The organism is Janthinobacterium tructae (genome assembly GCF_006517255.1).
Lineage (GTDB): Bacteria > Pseudomonadota > Gammaproteobacteria > Burkholderiales > Burkholderiaceae_D > Janthinobacterium > Janthinobacterium tructae.
Map to the genome: position 1 here is coordinate 648,295 of NZ_CP041185.1, position 19,533 is coordinate 667,827.

The 19,533-nt window shown below is 58.7% G+C and carries 19 protein-coding genes; 16 read left to right on the top strand and 3 right to left on the bottom strand.

The genetic code is table 11. The features are described 5' to 3' along the window. The 7 genes from FJQ89_RS03015 (at position 1) to FJQ89_RS03040 (ending at position 6,864) form a co-directional block, all read left to right on the top strand. Positions 1 to 729 (top strand): Lcl C-terminal domain-containing protein, encoded by a 729-nt coding sequence (locus FJQ89_RS03015; protein ID WP_168208345.1) that lies wholly within the window; start codon positions 1 to 3, stop codon positions 727 to 729. Further along, positions 722 to 1,459 (top strand): hypothetical protein, encoded by a 738-nt coding sequence (locus FJQ89_RS03020; RefSeq protein ID WP_141168984.1) that lies wholly within the window; start codon positions 722 to 724, stop codon positions 1,457 to 1,459. The genes FJQ89_RS03015 and FJQ89_RS03020 overlap by 8 nt, the downstream gene beginning before the upstream one ends. After that, positions 1,456 to 2,961 carry a dynamin family protein gene (locus FJQ89_RS03025; RefSeq protein ID WP_141168985.1) on the top strand — a complete coding sequence of 502 codons (1,506 nt, stop codon included), beginning with the start codon at positions 1,456 to 1,458 and terminating at the stop codon, positions 2,959 to 2,961. The genes FJQ89_RS03020 and FJQ89_RS03025 overlap by 4 nt, the downstream gene beginning before the upstream one ends. Then, entirely contained in the window at positions 2,958 to 3,446 is a 489-nt protein-coding gene (locus FJQ89_RS03030) for a hypothetical protein (protein ID WP_141168986.1), read from the top strand. Before FJQ89_RS03025 ends, FJQ89_RS03030 begins: the two co-directional genes overlap by 4 nt. Further along, positions 3,446 to 6,109 carry a DUF1566 domain-containing protein gene (locus tag FJQ89_RS03035; protein WP_141168987.1) on the top strand — a complete coding sequence of 888 codons (2,664 nt, stop codon included), beginning with the start codon at positions 3,446 to 3,448 and terminating at the stop codon, positions 6,107 to 6,109. The genes FJQ89_RS03030 and FJQ89_RS03035 overlap by 1 nt, the downstream gene beginning before the upstream one ends. A gap of 15 nt (positions 6,110 to 6,124) precedes the next feature. Continuing rightward, the gene (locus FJQ89_RS27960; protein ID WP_168208346.1) at positions 6,125 to 6,280 is read left to right on the top strand and encodes a hypothetical protein; all 156 of its coding nucleotides are present in this window, start codon (positions 6,125 to 6,127) and stop codon (positions 6,278 to 6,280) included. Positions 6,281 to 6,417: 137 nt separating this feature from the next. Continuing rightward, the gene (locus tag FJQ89_RS03040) at positions 6,418 to 6,864 is read left to right on the top strand and encodes a PaaI family thioesterase (protein ID WP_141168988.1); all 447 of its coding nucleotides are present in this window, start codon (positions 6,418 to 6,420) and stop codon (positions 6,862 to 6,864) included. Positions 6,865 to 6,886: 22 nt separating this feature from the next. Here the strand turns inward: FJQ89_RS03040 and gstA are convergent, their stop codons facing one another. Both gstA and FJQ89_RS03050 read right to left on the bottom strand, forming a co-directional pair. Then, positions 6,887 to 7,501 (bottom strand): glutathione transferase GstA, encoded by a 615-nt coding sequence (gene gstA / locus FJQ89_RS03045; protein ID WP_141168989.1) that lies wholly within the window; start codon positions 7,499 to 7,501, stop codon positions 6,887 to 6,889. Between the two features lie 145 nt (positions 7,502 to 7,646). Then, complete coding sequence (locus FJQ89_RS03050; RefSeq protein WP_141168990.1) at positions 7,647 to 8,507, bottom strand: LysR substrate-binding domain-containing protein; 861 nt, start codon at positions 8,505 to 8,507, stop codon at positions 7,647 to 7,649. 117 nt (positions 8,508 to 8,624) lie between these two features. On the opposite strand from FJQ89_RS03050, the gene FJQ89_RS03055 reads away from it, so the two are divergent. The 9 genes from FJQ89_RS03055 (at position 8,625) to FJQ89_RS03100 (ending at position 18,347) form a co-directional block, all read left to right on the top strand. After that, the gene (locus tag FJQ89_RS03055; protein ID WP_243136388.1) at positions 8,625 to 10,163 is read left to right on the top strand and encodes an MFS transporter; all 1,539 of its coding nucleotides are present in this window, start codon (positions 8,625 to 8,627) and stop codon (positions 10,161 to 10,163) included. Positions 10,164 to 10,235: 72 nt separating this feature from the next. Next, on the top strand, positions 10,236 to 11,033 hold the full coding sequence (locus tag FJQ89_RS03060; protein WP_141168991.1) for a TOTE conflict system archaeo-eukaryotic primase domain-containing protein: 798 nt from the start codon (positions 10,236 to 10,238) through the stop codon (positions 11,031 to 11,033). A 405-nt stretch (positions 11,034 to 11,438) separates the two neighbouring features. Continuing rightward, positions 11,439 to 11,897, top strand: a complete 459-nt coding sequence (locus FJQ89_RS03065; protein WP_141168992.1) for a hypothetical protein — start codon at positions 11,439 to 11,441, stop codon at positions 11,895 to 11,897. Between the two features lie 817 nt (positions 11,898 to 12,714). Continuing rightward, complete coding sequence (locus FJQ89_RS03070) at positions 12,715 to 13,356, top strand: class I SAM-dependent methyltransferase (protein WP_141168993.1); 642 nt, start codon at positions 12,715 to 12,717, stop codon at positions 13,354 to 13,356. 174 nt (positions 13,357 to 13,530) lie between these two features. Beyond that, the gene (locus tag FJQ89_RS03075) at positions 13,531 to 15,528 is read left to right on the top strand and encodes an MBL fold metallo-hydrolase (RefSeq protein WP_141168994.1); all 1,998 of its coding nucleotides are present in this window, start codon (positions 13,531 to 13,533) and stop codon (positions 15,526 to 15,528) included. A gap of 122 nt (positions 15,529 to 15,650) precedes the next feature. Continuing rightward, positions 15,651 to 15,884: a hypothetical protein gene (locus FJQ89_RS03080; protein ID WP_141168995.1), complete on the top strand. Its 234-nt coding sequence runs from the start codon at positions 15,651 to 15,653 to the stop codon at positions 15,882 to 15,884. 451 nt (positions 15,885 to 16,335) lie between these two features. Then, entirely contained in the window at positions 16,336 to 17,283 is a 948-nt protein-coding gene (locus tag FJQ89_RS03090; RefSeq protein ID WP_141168996.1) for an alpha/beta hydrolase, read from the top strand. A 103-nt stretch (positions 17,284 to 17,386) separates the two neighbouring features. Then, positions 17,387 to 17,893 carry a GNAT family N-acetyltransferase gene (locus tag FJQ89_RS03095; RefSeq protein ID WP_141168997.1) on the top strand — a complete coding sequence of 169 codons (507 nt, stop codon included), beginning with the start codon at positions 17,387 to 17,389 and terminating at the stop codon, positions 17,891 to 17,893. Between the two features lie 43 nt (positions 17,894 to 17,936). Next, positions 17,937 to 18,347, top strand: coding sequence for a GNAT family N-acetyltransferase (locus FJQ89_RS03100; RefSeq protein WP_141168998.1), 411 nt, complete (start codon positions 17,937 to 17,939; stop codon positions 18,345 to 18,347). Positions 18,348 to 18,401: 54 nt separating this feature from the next. Here FJQ89_RS03100 and FJQ89_RS03105 read toward each other — a convergent pair whose 3' ends face one another. Then, the gene (locus FJQ89_RS03105) at positions 18,402 to 19,463 is read right to left on the bottom strand and encodes an NAD(P)H-dependent flavin oxidoreductase (protein WP_141168999.1); all 1,062 of its coding nucleotides are present in this window, start codon (positions 19,461 to 19,463) and stop codon (positions 18,402 to 18,404) included. Between the last annotated feature and the right edge of the window lie 70 nt (positions 19,464 to 19,533).

Sequence of the window (19,533 nt, forward strand, 5' to 3'; positions counted from 1 at the left end):
GTGGACGAATCGCTGGCCGGTTTGCTGGCAATGGTCGCGCCCGTGCCCATGGAGCATTATGTGGAGCAATTGGCGCAGATGTCTGCCGGCAAACAGGGTATGGCGCAGCAATTGCGCGAATTGCAGCAACAAGTGCAGCGTCTTGAACGACTGCATGCGCCCAGCGCGCGCGAAATTGCGCAGGAAATCAGCACCGTCACGCGTATCGCTGCACGCCGGCGCGCCGGTACCATGTCGGACGGTACGGCAGCCTGGCGCAAGATCGGGCCGGCAGGTGAACTGTTGCCACTGGCTAGTGAGGAATGGAGCGCGGCGCTCGATCAGGGCTACGAACTGATGTGGACGGTGAACACGCGTTTGCAGGGCGAGTGGCCACACCGTAGTGGCCGCTGTCAGTGGCGCACGGTGTTACAGCAACTGGCCATGCTCAACTACAACGGCTGGTGCGGACACCGCGACTGGCGCTTGCCCACGCTCGATGAGCTCAAGACCCTGTTACAAACCGGAGCGCCGTCGCTGCATGCAGGGACGGTGCAGCAAGATTTTTGCATCAGCAGCCAGTTCTTTCCCGACTTGCAAGGAGAGGCGGAGTACTGGTCGTCGAACAGCGACCAGGAAAATGAGCAGCATATGCAGACGCTGAGTTTTTCGCAACGGACCGTCGGTACTTGCGGGCTTGGCGGTTATGCCCATCTGCGTTTAGTCCGGAGTGCACGTGGACATGGCTGATGAAGCATTGTTGGATAATCTGAGCGCAGTTTTGCAAAATGATATTGCCAGTTTCGCCATGTCCGCCAATACCGCAGGCGCCTCGCGCGCGTTGCGGCGGCTCAATGCGGTGGCCTGCTACTTCCCGCCTTTCCTGGCGCTGCTGGTGGAGCCATGGCAGGAGCGTACGGATCCCGAGTTCGCGACGACGTTGCTGCACTGCGCGCGGGTCCATCTGTATGCGCGCGTGCTCGATGATGCTCTCGACGAAAATCTGCCCATCGACCGGCAGCATCTGCTGCGCATGCAACCGCTGTTCTGGCGTACGGTGTTCGCGCTCGGCGCGTGCTATCCGGCATTGCAGGAGCCTTGCGCCGCGCTGATTGCCGAAACGGTACAGGCGGTGGCGCAAGATGATCGCCAGGCCAGGCCGAAGGATTGGGGGGCGAAAAATCACCACCTGCTGCTGGCACCGCTGCTTCTGTCTGGAAATAATGATGCTTTTCGCGCGGCACAACCGGGATTGTCCGGTTTGATTGCCGTCGCGCAGGCATGCGAGGAGCGCGAACAGGGAGAGCTTGCCAGGCGGCACATGCCGGGTGCCGTCCTGGCCTGCCTGCCAGGCTGGCTCGACGCACAGGCAGTGGCATCGCTGGCGCGTCATGGCTGGCAGTCGGCGGCGCGGCGCTTGTTGCGGGATGGACGCGGTTTACTGGACAGTCTTGAATATCAGTACACGGGATCAGTATGAATGCATCAAAAACACAGCCTGGCACGCTGCATGAAGCCATGGCGGCGTTTGCCTCGCAGATGACGGGCTGGCATGGCATCTGCGATGGCAGTCTGACGGCACGCATCGTGGGGGAGTTTTCCGCCGGAAAAACACGGCTGGTCAATGAATTGCTGGGGGATATGGTGCCACAGGCATTGAAACCCATCAGCTCGCGCGAAGTGCAAACCCGCTTGCCACTGGAAGTGACGTATGGCGCGCAGGCGGCGCTGCATCTGGTCGAGCGGGAGTGCGATACGGACCAAGCCACTGTCGTCAAGGCGCTGGCACATTTTCCCCAGCGTGGGGAAATCCTTGCCGCCGACTATGCGCCGCAGCGTTTCCGCCTGCGCCTGTCCTTGCCCATGCAGCAACTTGTCTTGCCTGAAGGCGATGGTTACATGGAAGGCAATGCACCCAAGCGTCTGTTCCTGATCGACATGCCAGGCTGGAATTCGAGCGAGGACACGCTGGCGGAGCAGCCTGCTGAGCTCATGCTCGCGGGAGACAATAATCTTGCGCTGGTGTACGTGGTCAGCGCCATGCGCCTTGAAAGCAGTGTCAATAGACAGCGGCTGCACGATTTCCTGGAGGCATTGAACGACGCTTATTTCCTCGGACAGAGCCAATTGCTGATGGTGATGACGCATTGCCCGGAAGAGGACCAGCAGCGCCTGCGTGCGCTGGCTGCGTGCCTGGTCAGCGATATATGGACGAAGTTGGGGCTCGATCCGGATGAGTTGGAACTGACAGTGCTCTGCGTGGAATTTGACAGCATGGATGCGTTGCAGTTGCAAGCCTTTCGTGCCCGCTTCTGGCAATGCCTGCTGGCGCCGCTGGGGCAGGTAGCGGACCCAGGTCATCCCTGGCAAAGCCGCATGCGTGCCTGGCCGGAGGCGTGGCAACTGGCGCCCAGAGTCGCCGCTTCCCATCGTGTGCTGGTGGCCGTGCGCGGCATGCTGGCTGGCATCTGCGACCAGGGAGTATTTTTGCCTGGCATGAACATGCGGCGCCTGGATGGGGCCGAGCAGGAGGAAATACAGAGCACATTGTTCCGGATGTGGAGCAAGCGAGCGCGCGTCAAGGAGTGGAATTCCTTGCTGGAAACATCTGAAGACTTGTTGCTGGCCGCCGACCATCCACTGGCGGCGTGGTGGAATCTGTTTTGGGTCAGCCAGACGAACAGTTTGCTCGATGCCGTCCACGACCTGATGCGCGGAGCTACCCAGGCGCTCGAAGACGTCAGCGCGCAGACCGTTGATCTGGAGGCACACCTGGCCCAGCGCTTGCGCACCTTGCATGCGGCGGCCAGCATGCTCGCCACTGGCAGTTTTGCGCGCCTCGTCGACGCCGTGCATGCCGCTGGCGAGCTACCGGCCGAACGCTTGCTTGCAAGCCTGTTCAGCCTGGCCACCGTGCAGACATACTATGAAAGCCAATGTGGTAAGTTGCTGCAGAAGCAACTGCAGGAGGAAACGCCATGACGGATGAGTATGAGCTGAACTTGTTGCGGGACTTTACGCTGGAGCAATCCTCTCCCGAGGTTCTCAGCGAGTATCTGGAACGCCTGGCGCACAGCGCGGTACAGGACCGCCTGGGCGAGTCCGAGGAGCAACTGACGATGCTGCGCACCGAAATCGCCATTCTTGCGCAAGAAAAAGCTGCGCTGGAAGAGGCATTGCACCTGCTGCGCATGCCTGCCATAGAACCTCTGCTGGTTTTTCTACCTGCGATTTTCCGCAATTTCTGGGGTGTCGTGCGCCCGGACGAAGTGGCCATGATGGCGATGACATGCCAGACCATTACCATACCGTCTCCGTATCCCGACCCTTCGCCCGAAACCGTGTTGTTCATGAAGCGGCGCTTGCAGTCGATGCCGCAAGATGAGCGTGACGCGATCCTGAATTTTTGCCGCAACTTGCCGCACCGCTTGCAAATCAGAGCTGAAATGCGCGGATTTTTCTCATAATGGAACAGGCACGTCAATCCCTCATGAACACTCTGAATGCAGTGCTGCAACAACTGATAAAAAATAAGAATGAGAATGTCGAGATGCAAATGAATACGGGTGATAGCAAGGCTGACTACCACCGCGACAAGCTGGCGGAGCAGGCGGCGAAACTGTCGGGAAAAGCCTTCTGGGTGGTCTGTGCCAATGGTGCGGAGAGCATGTTTTACGATGCCAGCACGCGCCTCTTGTGGAATGCCCAGCCGGATCTGCGCCGATGGAGCGGGGCGCAGGAAGCGACTGTTGGGATTGCCAAGAAGAAAATCGGAAACATCGGTTCCTGGCGCGTCCCGACGGAGCAGGAACTGCTGGAATTTCACAATGCGCCAGCCTGTCCTGGCAAGGCGGCTCCCTTTGATTTCTTCCTGCACCGCAGCCCCTGGCTGAATGTCAAGGGAACGGTGGCGGTCGGCACGGTTGCTGGCGATGGCGTCGCAGAAGGCAATGCGCGCCTGATCGAAGTCAATGATCTTGTCGGAGAAGCAAGCTACCCTGAGTTCATCGAGCAGTGTGTCCAGCGCGGCTGGTCTCTGTTTGATGCGGGGGACATGCGTGCCATCGACCTGCTGGCGCCGTTGCGCGCCGCCGTGCCGTTGCGTTTGCAGTGGCGCGATATCGATTATCGCGGCATGCGCCTGCCGATGCTGGAAGACACGCAATTCGACGATGCCGCCAAGGGCATGTGGGAAGCCTGGGGCATGGATGCGGATACTTTGCGCGCGGAAGCGGTGCGTGCGCGTAATCCGGCCGAAGATGTGCGCGATTGGGACGTCGCCATCGATTTTGGCACCAGCAGTACGGTGGTGGCGATCAACGAACATGGCAAGCGCAAACTGCTGCGCGTCGGTGTCGGCAATTTCCTGGACCAGGAAGAGGCCAGCAATTATGAGAATCCCACGATGCTGGAGTTCCTGGACTGGACCGGCTTGATGCGCGTCTGGCAAAACTGCGCTTATCGCCCGGATGTGGACTGGGAGCACGTGCGTTGTTCGCATGCAGCCTTGCAGGATTTCCTGTCCAGCGATAAGTCGCACCAGATGATTGGCAGTTTGCTGATGCATATCAAGCAATGGGTGCTTGACGCAGAAGCGGGAAAGCGTGTCTTCATCACCGACGGCCGCCAGGTCGAACGTGAATTGCTGGCGCCCTCCGTGCGCAATCCAGTACGGGGCATGCCGCTCGAGCTGTATGCCGGCGACGATTTCGACCCGGTCGAGTTGTATGCATGGTTTATTGGCATGAATATCAACTGGCGTGGGCGGGGTTTGTTTTTACGCTATTGCATGACGTTTCCCGTCGACTATCCGCAACTGGTGAAGGACAAGATCCTGGCCTCCTTCCGCCGCGGCCTGCAGCGCAGCCTGCCATCGACCCTCCTGACGGCGCCCGAGTTTCAGAACTTCCGAGTTGACGAAGTGGCTTCCGAGCCGGCTGCGTACGCGGCGGCGGCCTTGCCAAGCCTGGGAGTATTGCCGACAAGGGAAGGTGTGGCGTATAGCGTGTTCGATTTTGGCGGAGGTAGCAGCGATTTTGATTTTGGCCACTACCGCTTGCCGGCCGAACATGAAGATCCGGACCTCGAGCAGATCCTGGAGCGTCATGGCGCCGCGGGCGACCGCTATCTTGGCGGCGAGAACTTGTTGGCAAACCTGGCCTATCGTGTCTTCCAGGATAATCTGGCGGCGTGCCTGGAACTGGGTGCCGTGTTTACCCGGCCTCTCGATGCCGATGCTTTCCCTGGCCATGAGCGTATCGTCGAGCAGGGCCGCTATGCCCGCACGAATACATTGGTGCTCATCAGCATATTGCGCCCCTTGTGGGAAACAGGGCGCATGGAGACGCAGTGTCCGACCGTCCCCCTGTTTGACCGTAGCGGCAAGCGTAGCGCGCTGCAGTTGAAAATTGCGAAGTCGGCGCTACTCGATTATCTGGAGCAGCGTATCGGCCAGGGTGTGCTGGCCTTTTGTGTCGCCATGCAAAAAGCATATCAGGATGCCGTGCCCGACCATGTGCATGTGTTGCTGGCTGGAAATTCGAGCCTGTGCCGGCAGATTTCCGGCTATTTTGGGCTGGACGACGAGGACGCCGGCAAATCGCTGCATGCGAAAATGCAAGCATATATGGCGCAGGTATTTGGCGAAAAAGTCCCCGGGTTGACCGTGCATCCGGCCCTGGCGAGCAATCCGAAGGACCTGTTTCAACCCACCGCCAAAACCGGCGTTGCCTTGGGCCTGTTGCGCCTGTGTGACGGTGGCGTGGCCGCCGTGGTTGACCATTCTCGTGGCGAGGCGCCGTTTGCCTATTACGTGGGACGTATTCGGCAAGACAAATTTCAGCCAGTGCTCATGCAGGGACATGCTTATGGAGAATGGGTGGAGCTGGGGCGGCCACGTGCCGGGGTGTTTAAACTGAGTTACAGCCAGTCGCCGTTGGCCTACACGGGAGAGATGGCAGAGGGGGCACACGGATTATTGCAGATGCGCCTTGAGTTTGCGGGCATTGCTGATGGCCAGCGTGTGTTTGCGCGTGCCATCGAGCCCGCCGTCATCGACATCTGCACCGCTGCCGGCTTGTCGGACATCGATGCGGCACTGGAGGCGCGGCGTATTGTGTTAAAACAATAGTCCGATACGGCACGAATGGCTGGCGACTGCCGCGAACCTGCTGATCGGCAGACGAAGTGGCCGTTATCGGGCCTGACCCTGCTGCCGTATTTCACTGGGCAGCGCGACCACTTGCCGGTACTGGTGGCCATCGCCATCAGCCTGCTGCTGTCGCCGCCGGGGTTGTTGTAGAACAAGGCCAACAGCATGGTGTCATCCTTGCTGGCGAATCTGCATGGCTCGCGGGCCTTGCTGCTTGCCGGGCGCCGGAAGCAGGGTACAGTAGTGTCCTGGCGTTTTTCCTTGTTCCCTTTGAGAAAGCAAAGTATATGTCCCGTCTTCCCGCCCCGCACTTCGCCGAGAAAGTCCAAGCCAGTTTTGCGCTGCAGAACGCCATGACCCTGATCCAGGCCAGCCTGCCCGTGGTGGCGCACGGCAGCACGGAAATTCACGTGCCGCACTGGAGCGGCATCGAGCAGCAGCACGGCTTCGTGCATGGCGGCGTGGTGGGCATGATCGCGGACTCGGCCGCCGGCTACGCGGCCATGACCATGGTGCCGGATGGCGCGTCCGTGCTGACGGTGGAATACAAGATGAATCTGCTGGCGCCCGCCGATGGCGAGAAACTGATCGCGCGCGGCAAGGTAGTGCGCCCGGGCCGCACCCTGATCGTCACGCAGGCCGAAGTGTTCGCCGTGCGCGATGGCAAGGAAACACTGTGCGCGCTGATGCAGCAGACCATCATGGTGATGCACGGCAAGGCGGAAAAAACCTGAGCCGTGCACCGGGCCACGGCGTTCAAGCCGCCTTGGCCAATCCTTCCGCTTCCCAGGCAGCTTTGACGCTGTCGCGCTGGGCCATTCTGCCCAGGAAGGCCTGCACATTGGCCAGCGCGGACAAGTCCACGCCCACGCGCGGCGCCCAGCCCGTGATGACGAACAGGTAGGCGTCGGCCACGGTGAAGGTGTCGCCGGTCAGGTAAGCCCGGCCTTGCAGGCGGCTATCCACCCATTTGAATTTCTTGCCCAGTTGCTCAATGAACAAGGCCTTGGTGGCGGCGTCGAAGCGGGGATCGAACAGGGGACTGAACGATTTGTGCAGCTCGGACGTGATGTAGTTCTGCCATTCCAGCACCTTGTAGCGGGCAAAGCTGCCCACCGGCGGCAGCAGATCCTGCCTGCCCGCCTGTTCGGCGATGTACTGGGCGATGACGGGGCCTTCACTCAAGGTGCTGCCATCGTCGAGGGCCAGCAGCGGCACCTGGCCTTTCGGATTGAGTTCGTAGTAATTGCCGCCTTCCTGCGTCTGGTGCTGGCCCAGGTCGACCTTCACGAGGGTGAAGGCCGCCCCCGTTTCGCGCAGGATGATGTGTGGTGCCTGCGAGCAGGCGCCCGGCGAGTAAAAGAGTTTCATGGCGATCCTTGAACAGGTGGGAAAGCAGCCACTATAGTCCTGCTGCGCCGCACGGTAAACGCATGTTCGCGTGGCGACTATGTCTGCCCGGTCATGCGGCCCATCGCCCTGTACCGCAGCCATGCTGCCCTCGCTGCTGGTGCTGTCATGCCGCCGCCCCGGCTGACCACTCGCGCAGCAATTGCCCGAACGCTTCGGCCGCCGCCGTGCTGCCAGCGGCGCGCCAGACGAGCTGGAACTGGGCGGCGGGCAGGGCGGGCAAACCATGCTGGCCATCGATGACCACCATGCCTGGCTCCAGGTCGCCCTTTGGCAGGGCCGTGATCGCCAGGCCAGCCAGCACGGCGGCGCGCAAGCCCTGCTGGCTGGGCGAGGTGAACGCCACGCGCCAGTCGAGGCCGGCGCCGTCGAGGGCGTCGACGCCCACTTGCCGGTGCATGCACGGCGCCGGCGAAAACGCCAGCGGCAGCGGCAGCGCGCCGTCATGGCGAAAATCGTGCGCCGCCGCCCAGACGAAGCGCGTGCGGCGCAGCACGGCCGCGTCATCCTGGCCGCAAGTCAAGGCCATGACGACGGCCAGGTCCAGCGCATCGGCGGCGACCAGTTTCTGCAAGTCAAGATAGGTGCCTACCGTCACATCCAGGCGCACGGCGGGAAACAGGTGCGCGAACTGCGCCAGCAGGGCGGGCAGGCGCGCGCCCATGAAATTTTCCGGTACGCCAAAGCGCACGGCGCCGGCAATCGAGGAACGCTGGAAGCGCCGCGACAGGGCATCCTGGGCCGCCAGGATCTGCCGCGCGTGGCGCAGGAAATCCTCGCCATCTTCCGTCAGGCGCAGGCTGCGCGTGGTGCGCAGCAGCAGCGCGGCGCCCGCTTGCTCTTCCAGGCGGCGGATCTGGTGGCTGATGGCGGACTGGCTCAGATGCAGCCGTTCAGCGGCGCGCGTAAAGCCGCCCGTGTCCGCTACGGCGACCAAGGCGCGCAGCAGGGCGGTATCGAAGTCCATGAAGCTCCCGTGATTCATGATGAAAATGAATGAATTGTATAAAATTTTATCATTTCCTTCATGAGTCGAGGCTTTTTAGAATGCTGGCTCGCAGTGCGCCGTCTCCACGCGCGCTCCATGACTACCGACATCAAGGCTACGATGCACCTGACTACTTCGCAACAAAATGTACTGACCCTGGCCGCCGTGTGCCTGGCCTCGCTCATGTTCGGCCTGGAAATTTCCAGCGTGCCCGTCATCCTGCCCACCCTGGAAACGGTGCTGCATAGCGACTTCAAGGACTTGCAATGGATCATGAACGCCTACACCCTGGCTTGCACCACCGTGCTGATGGCCACGGGCACCCTGGCCGACCGCTATGGCCGCAAGCGCCTGCTGCTCGCCAGCCTGGCGCTGTTCGGCCTCAGTTCCCTCGTGTGCGGCTGGGCCGGCAGCACGGGCGTGCTGATCGCCGCGCGCGCGCTGCAGGGCGCGGCCGGCGGCGCCATGCTGATTTGCCAGGTGGCCGTGCTGTCGCAGCAGTTTCCGGCCGGCGCCGCGCGGGGCCGGGCGTTTGGCGCCTGGGGCATCGTGTTTGGCCTGGGCCTGGGCTTCGGCCCCATCATTGGCGCGGCCATCGTCGCGCTATCGGGCTGGCAATGGGTATTTCTCGTGCACGGGCCGCTGGCTGTCGTCGCGCTGCTGCTGGCGGGCCTGGGCGTGACGGAATCGCGCGACCCGCAGCAGCGCAAGCTGGACGTGGCCGGCATCGCCACCTTGTCGCTGGCTGTGTTCAGCCTGGCGTGGTGCATCACGCAGGGGCCGGCGCTGGGTGTCACCGACCCGCGCACCGTGGCCAGCCTGGCCGTGGCGCTGGCCGGTTTTGCCGCGTTTGCCGTCATCGAACGGCGCCAGCCTGAACCGATGATCGATTTCCGTGTCTTTCGCATCCGCCGTTTCTCGGGTGCGCTGCTCGGTTCGGCTGGCATGAACTGCAGTTTCTGGCCGCTCATGATCTATCTGCCCCTGTACGTGCAGCATGGCCTCGGCTACAGCAGCCTGGGCACGGGCCTGAGCCTGCTGGCCTACACCTTGCCCACCTTGCTCATGCCGCCGCTGGCCGAGCGGCTGGCGCTGCGCTACCGGGCCGATGCGCTCATTCCCGCCGGCTTGCTGGCCATCGGCGCAGGTTTTTTGTTGATGCTGTGGGGCAGCCATGCGGACGCCGCCAGCTGGTTGACGATCTTGCCCGGCTGCCTGCTGGCCGGCACGGGCCTCGGGCTGACCAACACGCCCGTCACCAACACGACGACGGCCGCCGTGCCCGGCGAGCGGGCCGGCATGGCGTCCAGCATCGACATCAGCGCGCGCATGGTCAGCCTGTCGGTGAATATCGCGCTGATGGGCTTTATCCTCGTCGAAGCCATCCAGTCCGCCTTGCGCCAGCATGTGCCTGCCGGGATTGATGCGGCGGCGCTGCGCGCCATGGCGGAAGGCTTGTCGGCAGGCAAGGGTGCCGGCGCGCTGCCGGCCGGCGTGGCGAAGCTGGCGCTGGCACAGGGATTTGGCGCCGTGATGCTGTATGGCGGCGTAGCCGCCTGCCTGTTCGCCGTGGCCAGCTGGCTGGTGTTTGGCGCCGGGCGGGCGCGGCAGACAGCCGGGCAGCCGATGCGCTGAAATCCGGGAGCAGGGGAGGCTATAATCTGGGCACGTTGGCAAGTGTTGCTCAACGTCATTATGAGGCCGCCCATGCACAAACTGATTTCCGAACTCACCCGCCTGTACCTGTTCGAGGAACAGCAGCACTACGTCGATGCGCAGGGTGGCGTGCAGCCTTTGATGCCGGCCGTGCTGGCGCGCCATCTGTCGGGCGAGCAGACGGTGGCCGTACAACTCGTGACCAGTAGCGGCCTGACGCGCGCGCTGGTGCTGGAGTTTGGCGGCAAGGGCGGCGGCGAAGCGCACTGGAGCGCGCTGTGCACGATCGCCAATGCCGTGCAGCATGAGCTGGACATGCCGGCGCCCGCCGTCAGCATCTCGGGCACGGCGTTCCAGCTGTGGCTGTCGCTGGCCACGCCCGTGCCCGTCGCCCAGGCGCGCCAGTTCGTGCAGTTACTGCGTTCGACCTTTTTGCCCGCTTCGACCGACATCCTCGCCAGCGCGCCGCCAGACTACGTGGAGCAGGTGGCGCTGCCGCCATGCTTGCAGCCGTCGGGCAAGTGGGCCGCCTTCATCCACCCCAGCATGGGCGCCGCCTTCGTCGACGAACCTGGCCTGGACATGCCGCCGCCGCCAGCCGCCCAGCTGGGCTTCCTGGAAAGCTTGCGCAGCATCAACCCGGCGCAGTTCGCGCAGGCGCTGGCGAAATTGCAGGGACATGCGGGGCTGGCTGTCGCCGTGCCCGCTCCCGTCGCCGCCGCATTGCCAGTGGCAACGTCCGTCAGTGCGCCGGGCTTGCTGCTGCAGGACGCCACGCTGGAAGACATTGTGCGCTGGCTGCATGCGCGCAATATCGAGCCGACTTTGCGGCACCGCCTTAGCGATTGAACTGGCCGCTTGAGTCCGCAGCCAGGAGCGGCCAGTCGTGAATACTCAATTGTGCTAACCGGGGGACCAGGCGTGAAATCAATAGTTGAACTGTCTGTGGGATGGAGGCGTTTTTGCCGTGTGCTGTGCCTCGGATTGACCTGTGTGTCAACGCATTCTTCCCTGCATGCGCAAGTCGCAGTTGGCCGGCCAATCGAGAATTTCATTTCCCCACCTCGCTTGTTCCCCTCGGAAGGAGCGTTGCGGGCGGCATATGAGCCTTTGCCGGCATTCGACCGCATATCAGGCAAGGTGATGGGGGAAATACGGGCGGATTTGTCGCCTTGTCCCCCTCGGCAAGGCGAAACCGCGTGTGGCATCCCCATTCTCTGGTACCTCAGTATGCGAGATGGACGCCGCCTTGCATTGAATACCGATGAAGTCAGCTATGAGCAGGCTGCGCTGATATCCTATGAAACTGCTGTATTAAAGGGCGGCTGGGCATGGTCGAATGTGGAATTTCAAGGTGGGAATTTTTGGATAAGAACGAAAATCGAGGATGTCACCAGTTTTGAAAAGCTCGCCTACGCAATTCATGAATTTGAAGTGTGGTGCAGTCGCCCGGGCGCGTGTGAGCCAGTTGCTACGGCCATGCAGAAAGAATTGAACCGCATGATGGCTGGTCAGTTTCAATTGCGTAGTTGTGGTAATCAAACTTATGCAATTGATGGCCTCGTCAAGCAAGGCGGCCGCCGGTACTACAAGGTTAGCCGTACGGAAGTGGAAGAAGGTACAGCCCAGCCCAAGCTGCCCATGACTGGCTATATTCCCACGCGGCGTAAGAATGGCACACATGTCGGCATGTTCTGGTCCAGGGGCTGCTGACTTTAGGGGGGAGTGCACGTTCGGCCAGAAGCACACGGTTTCATGAGTGTGACAATGTAAGCCTTTTTCTTACTGGCAATTTGTTATTCTCTACGGCTGCTCTCGACCAATGCCGGCAATGCAAAGTCAGGCCGAGCAACGCGTTAAGTCCAATGAAAATCCCCGTTGGGATCAGGCTTTTTCCAAGGACCAAGGAAGAACATGGGAAACGAACTGGACTATGGATTTTGTGCGCGCCACACAGGAAATGGCAGCCATTCAGCGTTGAAGACTGAGGTTGCCAGCGGCGGCAACCTCAGTCATTGAAGCGAAACTTGAGTAACTAAAATCAATGATAAAAATTATGGAATATGAAATACGACTTCAGTTGGGACAGAAAATTTCCCGCATGTCTCTATTTTTTTCTCATTAATTTTCTTTGGCTGCGCCTTTGCTCCTGAAGTTGTACCTGCTCATGTAAGGTTTTTTTCCTTGGCGCTATCGGCATTATTTTCTTGCGTAGGGGGCAATAAATCTGCCTTGATTTCACCGGCAAAGAGCTTGCAATGGAAGTTCATGCCATCGATACCACGAGCCTTGTTTCTCGCTTTTTTTCAGTTGCTAGCATTGTCGACTGTGATGATGTTCCTGGATGTTTAAATTGCCACGAGTTAACTAGACACTGCTGAACTGCTCATAAACTATGACTGAGCGGCAGTTGCAAACAGTCGGCAAAGCATGCAATGGGGCATAGCCTGTCAACGACGGCAACCGGCCAGGAGCAGACGAAAGCGGTACGGAGCAAAACGATGGAGCAGACGCAACGGAGAGTCTCAGCATGGATCACATGACGGGCAAGTTTTATGCAAGCTACGTGCAACATGGCACGGTCGATTCAGAGGCGTCGCACAGCGCTATCTCTAAATATTTTCAAGCTGCTTTTAAAGAAGGCGACAAGGTACTGGATGTCGGATCGGGCTCAGGCCGAGACTTGGCGGTTTTAATAAAAAATGGCGTTGACGCCTATGGCATCGAACCCAATGACTCGATGCGAACATACTCTCTGACTAAACATCCCGAGCTGGCGGGGCGCGTGAAGCCTGGTCTGCTACCTATTACTCGCGTGCCATTCGGCGGACGTTTCGATGGCGTGCTGTGTAGCGCAGTGTTGATGCATATTCACGAGGACTGTTTTGTAGAGTCGTGGAAATCCATTCTGCAGGTGCTCAAGCCGACCGCGAAGGTACTATTCTCATTACCTTCGATGCACTCTGGTTTGCTTCGAGATCGTCGTGATCGAGATGACCGTTTTTTTGAAAATCATCGCACTGACGTTGTCGGCTCTATTCTGAGATCTCTCGGTTTTAGTGAAATAGACCTGGGCGTAGAAGCCACTTCCGTGTATCCCGACATAACTTGGACCATTTATCTCTTCGAGTCCACGGCACCTGGTCCTGGTGGCATGCGCCACACCACCTGACTCCCATGACCAATGTCGCTTTTGGAGCATAAGCTGCCAACGACGGCAGCCAGTAGTGGACATTCGCGGTCGCGTGACAATGTGTGATTTTTTTTGCGTGGCAATCCGCTATTCTCTGGGGCCGCTTTCGTCCAGAAGCAGGACTTTCAGACGCTTATTTCTTCAGGGTTTTAAATGCGAATTAGATTTATCGGCGCCAGTGACGATCATGTAACAGGCTCATGCACACACTTTTCTTACGACCGCAAAGAAGTGCAATTCTTGGTTGACTGTGGTTTGCATCAGGGCGAAAACCATGCACTTTTCAAAAACCGGCAAAAATTTCCTTTCGATGCCGCCGACATCAAATTTGTGCTTCTGACGCATGCGCACATCGATCACTGCGGGCTCATTCCCAAACTTTATCGCGATGGTTTTCAAGGCGTCGTTTTTTGCACAACGGCCACGGCGCAGCTTGCACGGCTGTCACTGCTCGACAGTGTCCGTTTCTCTTCGGGCCTTTACTCTGAGGACGACGTCAAAGCGATTCAGTTCAGCTGCGTGGATCAGCGCCCTGATTTTGGCTTGTCACGCTATATTCCTGTCGATGACGATCTATTCGTGTCGTTCACACGCACTGCCCATATTCTCGGGGCGATGTCGCTCAATATTTCATGGAACCGCGACGATGGCACGCGTGGAGATATCGTTATGAGCGGCGACCTGGGAAACAACACCAAGGACAATCCTTGCCAGCCGCTGCTCGCCGGCCGGCAGGAGCCGTATGGTGTGCCTGAATATATGGTGGTGGAGAGCACCTATGGGTCACGGGTTCGCTCTCCGCATTTTTCAAATTATCTTGCACGCCTTGATGCGCTCACCGACGTGATCAAGGATGCTGCGTTCAATCGAGGCAAGATTTTGATTCCCGCGTTTTCGTTACAGCGGACGCAGGAAATTCTGTTAGATCTAGTTTGCATTCTTGAATCACCAAACGGCCGCTTGCCTGCCGATATTCCGATCTTACCGGTCTTTTCCATAGCCGATTGCATCGCTTCAGGTTCGTGGGACGAAGCCACCAATGGGCGCATCAAGCGGGCATTGGAAGCACAGTCCGAAGCGGTGCAAGAGCAATGGCGTGATGCGATAGAGGCGCGTGAACCGGATGAGAGTAACGCACCGCGCTACGGATTTGTCGACAAAGCAAAGGTGAATTTCGCTGAGTTCCGATCCATCATGATGGGATATACGAAACCACTGGCATTGAAAATCGATGTGGACTCTCCTCTGACTCTGAGGATGACCGGCGTTTTCGGTGCCGAACTATGCCGCAGGCAAAAACGCACTCCCGACGAGACGCTGTATCGCAACAGGCTTATGGCCGAACGCCTGCGACTGTCATCGGAAGCGGAAGTCGATGACAAGATCCGCACCATTTTCCCCATCAATAAAGAATTGACCGGCATCGAAATTGCGCTCGGGTCCCATCTGCTGCGCTACCAAGGACTGACTTCTTCGAAGAAAAGCGATTACAAGGGTAAGAAGCCAGTACTCAGGCCAAAAGTGCCGCCACTAGCTCACATTACGATTTCGGGCGGCGGGATGTGCGAGGGAGGTCGCGTGGTCGATCACCTTGAACATCTGTTACCGTCGAACCAGGCTGTGATCCTGATTACAGGTTATATGGCCAGCGGCACGCTGGGCGGAAAATTGGCACAGTTAGGCAGATGCCGTATCGAAGGAGCGCTTCCTGACTTCACGGAAATCCAGGTCAACGACAGGGTATTTCGCCTTGACGACATCCACGCGCAGATAATCGATGTGGGCGGCTATTACTCAGGTCATGCCGACCAGAGCGGATTACTGCAATACATTTTTACTGATCACAAACTTCCTGCGGAAGAAGGCGACAAAGCCACAACTGTGTTCTTGAACCACGGTACAAAACAATCGCGCGAGATGTTGAAAGAGGCGATCGAAGTGCATGTTCCCGGGGCTCTGGAGCGCAAGGTTGCGAAAGTCGAGTTTGCGGATTCTAGCCGGTGGTACAGCCTGGATCTGCATGAATGGATCGATCCGCCCGCACCAGAACCGGCATTTTCTGACAACGGTTGGCAGGTCCTGGTGGCCGAGCAGAAGCGCACGAATACGCTCTTGGAGCGGTTAATTGACCTCATGTCACCGCGGCAGTGAGCCCATGTATCACCAGCCTGCTGATTCAAATACCAAAGATGAGCAAGGCGGCAATCGGCCAAGAGCAGACATAGCGCTCTGGATCGCCCAAACGGAACTCAACGCAAATTTGAGACGTAAATATGACATCTAAGCTTGAACGGAAATGGTGGTTTGCCCTCCCAGTTGCTGCCTTGGCGGCAATCTTGACGCTACATTTTGTAAACAGTGCTGGAATCGAGCACCCTTACAATTTTTCGCAATGGGTACTGTACTTCCTGTGCTTCACAGGACTACAGCGCGGGCTTTCTTTTGTTGGTTGGCTTCTCGTTCTTATCCTGTCGCCACAAAGCAAGGCGCTTGAGCGCACCAAGTAGAAAAAACTTTATGACGACGATAGAGGATTTGAATGGGTCCTCATTGCCATTGTCCGCTTTGGGGCCGAAGTTGCCAATGACAGCAAGCGGCCAAATACCGACGTTGAGAAGAAAACTAAAACTGACCTGAACCTATGCTACCAAAGCGTACAAAAGCTCAACTAGCAGCCGAACTGGGGCGCTTCGTCCAGCAGTATGCCCGCAAGGCCCATAAAAATTGGGACCCTAATGACCGAAGCTATGACAGAAAGCTGGAAGAGAAAATGAAGAGGCTATCGCCAGAAGATTTGTCCGAACTGCTTTCTGGTGACGATATTGAACCAATAGTCCGCTCTCCTTTGCCGAAAGCAGATTAAGCCGTCTTCGGCCAGAAGCAGTCAGTCAGATAGAATGGCTGACTCTGATTTCGGCATTAAATTTTGTCGGTTCACCACGTCTTGAATGGAATTCTGTGAAATATCTTCTCAGTATTATTGCGGTGTTTGCTTGTACGAACGTGCACGCTGCTGCATGGCAGCCTCCCAGCGGACAGCAGCAATTGCCGATCTGGCCTGGAGTGATACCTGACGCGAAATCAGCCGCTGGACCGGAAGACGAGGTGACGCTACGAGAAGATCGGCTCATCGCAGGACGGCCCTGGCTGGAACTAAATAATGTCACGCGGCCTACGATGACAATTTACTCGCCAAAGGGAAGGAACACGGGCGCTGCCGTTATCGTTTTTCCCGGCGGAGGCTATTCGGCGCTGGCCATCGACCTGGAAGGAACGGAAGTTTGTGAATGGCTGACATCGATTGGTGTTACGTGCGTGCTGTTGAAATATCGTGTCCCCGGATCAGGTCCTCATTGGGACAAAATCCGTAATGTCCGTGTTATTCCCAAGACGCATACGGCGTTGCAAGATGCACAGAGAACGCTGGGCCTCGTTCGCCATCATGCTGCTGACTGGAAAATTGACCCGAAGAAGATTGGCGTGCTCGGGTTTTCTGCAGGCGGTCACCTGGTCGCGTCAATCAGTACGCATCATCAGCGGATATATGCGCCGGTTGACAAGGCAGACGAGGAAAGCTGTCGTCCCGATTTTGCAGTGTCTCTTTATCCTGGCCATATGTCGGTCAACTATAAAAATGACCTTTCAAAGTTGAACCCAAGCATTGAAGTCAGCAGTCAAACACCTCCGACCTTCCTGCTTCATGCGCAAGACGATCCGGTAGACCCGGTAGAGTTTTCTCTTCTCTATTATGCGGCCCTGAAGAATGCGAATATACCCGTGGAGATGCATTTGTTCGCCGAGGGAGGGCACGCGTTTGGACTCCGTCCTACGCAGTTTCCAATCACGAAGTGGCCCACGTTGGTTGAAACGTGGCTGGGTACGATGGGAATGACACCCAGGAAATGACAATGCAACACAGTTGGGAAGACCAACAATTCACAAATTTATCCTTTTCAACCTGGAACGGCAATATTGCAGTGCGATACAGCCAGAATGCGAACCTGAATACATGAAGATTGAAATTCGACGCGCCGAGTTCACGGAACGCCAGATAGTCAGAAACCTGATGGAACTGTATCAGCACGATTTTTCCGAGCTTGACGGCACGGATATGGACGAACATGGTCAATACGGGTATGACGATTTGGACAGCTTTTGGGTGAACCCGACGTGGTCAGCGTATGTCATGAAGGTTGACAGCAAGTGGGCGGGCTTTGTGTTGACAAACGATGAGGTCCATATTCAGGGAAATACGCGTGCAATCGTGGAGTTCTTCGTCGTTCGCAAGTACCGGCGTCAAGGACTGGGCAGGAAGGCTGCGGAAACCATCATGACGATGTTCCCGGCCAAATGGGAGGTTTGTGTCATTGAAGAAAATCCTGCTGCGCGGAAATTTTGGGAAACACTCATCAATACAGTCTGGTCGGGCAGACATCAGTTAGCCGTTCTGGACAATGAACAATGGCAGGGTCCGGTATTCTCGGTCGACACGCACGTCACAGCGCCACTGGTTTAAATCGAGTCAACTTCCAGCGAAACCGCATCATGCAATCTGGCCTATGAATATCAGCTACACATCCGATCAGCCATGCGCCGAGGCGTTCAAGGCACTGTACGACACGACTGGCTGGGGGCCGGTATCACGCGGGGCTGCATTCTATCAAGATGCACTTGACGGCTCCTGGTGTTCGCGATCCGCTTATTGTGGCGGCCAACTTGTTGGTTTTGTGCGTGTCATTTCGGATGGCCGCTTGCACGCGTTTGTCACCGAGATGATTGTTCACCCCGAATTTCAACAGCAGGGAATCGGAGCAGCTTTGCTCAGTTCCATTCTTGACGATTGTCGCGACGCTGGCATTGCGGATGTCCAGCTTTTCAGCGCCAAAGGCAAGTCGATATTCTACGAAAAGCTGGGATTTTCCTTACGACCGGAAGATGCGCCTGGCATGCAATTCAAGGCAGCCACCTGAGTACACTGCGGTCGCAGCGTCGAGCCAGATCTCTCTCTGGCCGGCATGCTCAAATCAGTGCGTCATTTCCCTGGCCAAGGTCAACACCAGTTCCTCCGCCCCCATTTCCCGCGCCAGCGGCGCGCCCTGGCCGGCCCATTGGGCGGCAAATTCGCTGTCGCCGTGCTGGCTAGCTGCCGCGTTCAATTGTTTTGCGGCATCGTAGGCGACGGGGTAATCGGCCGGCGGCGGGCTACCCGGCGCTTCGCCATGCTCGATCAGACGGTTCACCATGCCGCGCGCCAGGCGGCCGGAGAGGACGCTGGTCAAGCGCGTGGATGCCGCCCGTTCGTTTTTCAGGTTGGCGCGGTGGCTGGCATTGGCCGACGATTCCGGGCACAGCACGAATGCCGTGCCCAGCTGGGCGGCAACGGCGCCCAGGTCCAGCGCGGCGCGGATGCCTTGTCCATCCATGATGCCGCCGGCGGCGATCAGGGGTAGTGTTGTGCGGCCCGCCAGCAGGCGCAGCAGCACGCTGGTGCTGTGGCGCTCGTCCGGCGCTTGCGGGTCGAAGACGCCGCGATGTCCGCCTGCCTCCACGCCCTGCGCCACGATGGCGTCGACCCCCGCCTGTTCGATCAGCATCGCCTCGCGCAGATTGGTGGCCGTGGCCATGGTGTAGATGCCGGCCTGGCGCAGGGCGGCGATTTTCTCCGTCGCAGGCAAGCCGAAATGAAAGCTGACGACGGCGGGGCGCTGTTCCAGCAACAGGGCGAATGCCGCTTCATCGCCGACAAACGTTGGATAGATTTCATCGAGCTGCGTTGGCACGGGCGCGCCCAACTCCACAAACAGGGGCGCCAGATGCGCCAGCCAGGCCGCTTCGCGCCGCGCATCCCTGACCGCCGGCGCATGGCAAAACACATTGATATTGAAGGGGCGGTCCGTCAGCGCGCGCGTATCCATGATCATCTGGCGCGCCTGCGCCACGCTGCCGGCGCCGATGCCCAGAGACCCCAGGCCGCCCGCATGCGAGACGGCGGCGGCCAGGCGCGGCGTGGAGACGCCCGCCATCGGCGCCTGGATGATGGGCAATTGCAAGCCGAGGCGGTCGAGGAAGCGCTGGGACGTGGTCATGATGTTTCCTTCATCAAGTTGAGGAGGCTGCATTAAATTCTTGTTTTGAGAATATACTAGCACAATTATT